The organism is Microbacterium sp. ISL-103, assembly GCF_018613995.1.
Lineage (GTDB): Bacteria > Actinomycetota > Actinomycetes > Actinomycetales > Microbacteriaceae > Microbacterium.
The window spans coordinates 1-2,603 of record NZ_JAGGPD010000307.1 but is presented as its reverse complement, the minus strand read 5'-3'; the positions used below and the strand labels follow the sequence as shown (position 1 = coordinate 2,603).

Genomic DNA, 2,603 nt, shown 5'->3' with positions numbered 1-2,603 from the left:
GAATATCGCGATGTGGTGGCTCAGTTCCAGTACGTCGTAGAGACCGAGCGTCGCTTCTACCTGGCCAATGAGGTCAACGTCGTGCGGCGCGACACCGAACACGACTTCTACTTCGAGATCTCGATGTCCGACGTCTGGGTGTGGGACATCTATCGTGCGGATCGATTCGTCAAGGCCGTGCGCGTGCTCACCTTCAAAGATGTGAACGTCGAGGAACTCCAGCGTCGCGAGTTCGAGCTGCCGCAGGAGCTGTCCCTCGACGGGGAGTGACTCCGTCTCCACATCGATCCGATCTGACGTTCTGTCCCCGATATCCGGGTGTTCCCCGCCCTGCGGGTGCGGCCCCCGATCGTGTGCGGCGAAGCTGTGCCCATGGCAGCGAAAGACGATCTCGGCAGAGCCGGCGAAGAGCGAGCGGCGCGGTACCTGACACAGTCCGGTTATGAGGTGCTGGAGCGCAACTGGCGTTGCGATCAGGGCGAGATCGACATCATCGCGCGCCTCGGTCGCCGACTCGCAGTGGTCGAGGTGAAGACGCGACGATCGGTGGCCTACGGGCACCCGCTCGAAGCGGTCGACGCACGCAAGAGGCGGCGTCTGTGGCGGCTCGCGCATGTGTGGGCCACCGACCACCCTCAACTGGTGCAGGGGATGGTGCTCCGCATCGACGCCATCGGCATAGTCGGTGCGAACCCGGAAGACGGCATGCTCGAGCACCTCGAGGACCTGGCATGAAGACCTCCCGCACCTGGGCGGTCGCGCTCACCGGGGTCGACGGCCACATGGTCGAGGTCGAAGCCGACCTCTCCAATCAGACCCCCGACTTCAAGATCATCGGCCTGCCCGACAAGTCGCTCGGAGAAGCGGTGCAGCGCGTTCACAACGCCTGCAAGAACACGGGTCTTGATCTTCCGCGTCGACGGCTCACGGTCAATCTCTCACCTGCGAGTCTGCCCAAGCAGGGGTCCGGATTCGATCTGAGCGTCGCTGTCGCCGCGCTGGCGGCGGGGGCATCCCTCGCTCATCGCTCGATCGCCCGCACCGTGCACATCGGCGAACTCGGACTCGACGGCAGACTCCGCCCTGTGCCGGGGGTCCTTCCCTCGGTGTTCGCCGCCGCACGGGCGGGGTTCGACACGGTCATCGTGCCGATCGGCAACGAGGCCGAGGCGCGTCTGGTTCCGGGCATCGAGGTGCGGGCGGCCACGTCGCTGTCCGAAGTGGCCGTCTGGCACGGCGCCGACATCGAGGTCCTCGATGCAGAGCCGGTCGTGTCGCCGCACGCGCCGTCCGAGGTCGCCGACGACACGGACCTGGCTGACGTCGTGGGCCAGGACGAGGCCGTGCAGGCTCTCATCGTCGCCGCGGCGGGCGGTCACCATCTGCTGCTCAGCGGGCCGCCGGGCGCCGGGAAGACGATGCTTGCCCGGCGGCTGCCCGGGATCCTTCCGCGGCTCACCGGGGATGAGGCCCTCGAGGTCGCATCGATCCGTTCGCTCGCGGGAGAGGCGGTGCAGAGCCTCATCGCCGTGCCTCCGATCGAGTCGCCGCATCACAGCGCCTCGGTGGCGGCGCTCGTCGGCGGAGGGTCCCGAGCAGCTCGCCCTGGGGCCATCTCGAGGGCGCACCGGGGAGTGCTGTTCCTCGACGAAGCCGCGGAGTTCTCCCGCGTGGCTCTCGACGCTCTGCGTCAGCCGCTCGAGTCCGGATCGATCGAGGTGAGCCGTTCGGGTGTGACGGCCGTCTTCCCCGCGAGCTTCCAGCTGGTGGTCGCGCTCAATCCCTGTCCCTGTGGCAATTACGGTGTTCGAGGGGCGGAATGCGTGTGTCCGTCCCTCGCTGTCCGCAGGTATGCGACGCGTCTCTCCGGCCCGCTGCGCGACCGCATCGACATCGAGCTGCATGTCGCTCGTGTCGCCGCATCTCGCGCGATGGCGGGCGAAAGCACCGAGACGACTAGCAGACGGGCGCGCGAGAGGGTCATCGATGCCCGAGCCCGGGCTCTCGAACGGTGGCGCGGCACGCCCTGGAGACGCAACGGAGAGGTGCCGGGCGCGCGGTTGCGACAGCAGGACCTCCGGATCGCTCCCGACGCACGATCGCCGCTCGATCGCGCTCTTGAGCGCGGCGCTCTGACGCTGCGCGGCTACGACCGTGTCCTACGTCTCGCATGGACGATGGCCGATCTCGCAGGCAACGACAGGCCCGGTCGCGACGAGGTCGGACAGGCGCTCTTCCTGAAGAGGGGATTCTCATCGTGATCGCTCTTCTCGAGGCCGACCCCTCCATACGTGCCACTCTCGACGCGGTCCACCCCGCAGGGGATCACCGGCACGCACTCGCTCGGATCGTCTGGTCGGTGCTGGCGGAGCCCGGCGACGGCGTTGCAGGCACGCTCATCGATGAGTTGGGACCGCTGGATGCGCTCCGGTACGCGCTGGACGAGAAGTCGTCCACGGCCGCTTCGGTCAGCGGACGCGCCATCGCGGACGGCCGATCGCGATGGCGCTCCCGCGCCGAGCCTGCAACGGTCGCGGACGCGATACGCGGAGCGCGGGACGGCGGCGCGCGGCTCGTTCTTCCCGGTGACCCCGCGTTGCCGG

Annotated in this window: 3 protein-coding genes and 1 pseudogene; all 4 read left to right on the top strand. The window is 68.2% G+C overall.

Annotated elements, in window-relative coordinates; translation table 11 throughout:
* A partial coding sequence (locus tag J7E68_RS11800) for a DUF2469 family protein (protein ID WP_215172808.1) occupies positions 1–270 on the top strand: 270 nt, incomplete at its 5' end.
* A 102-nt stretch (positions 271–372) separates the two neighbouring features.
* Positions 373–735 (top strand): YraN family protein, encoded by a 363-nt coding sequence (locus J7E68_RS11795; protein ID WP_215172806.1) that lies wholly within the window; start codon positions 373–375, stop codon positions 733–735.
* Positions 732–2,261 carry a YifB family Mg chelatase-like AAA ATPase gene (locus J7E68_RS11790; RefSeq protein ID WP_215172804.1) on the top strand — a complete coding sequence of 510 codons (1,530 nt, stop codon included), beginning with the start codon at positions 732–734 and terminating at the stop codon, positions 2,259–2,261. The genes J7E68_RS11795 and J7E68_RS11790 overlap by 4 nt, the downstream gene beginning before the upstream one ends.
* Positions 2,258–2,603, top strand: a pseudogene (locus tag J7E68_RS11785) (DNA-protecting protein DprA); the annotation flags it as partial. The gene J7E68_RS11790 and the pseudogene J7E68_RS11785, both read left to right, overlap by 4 nt.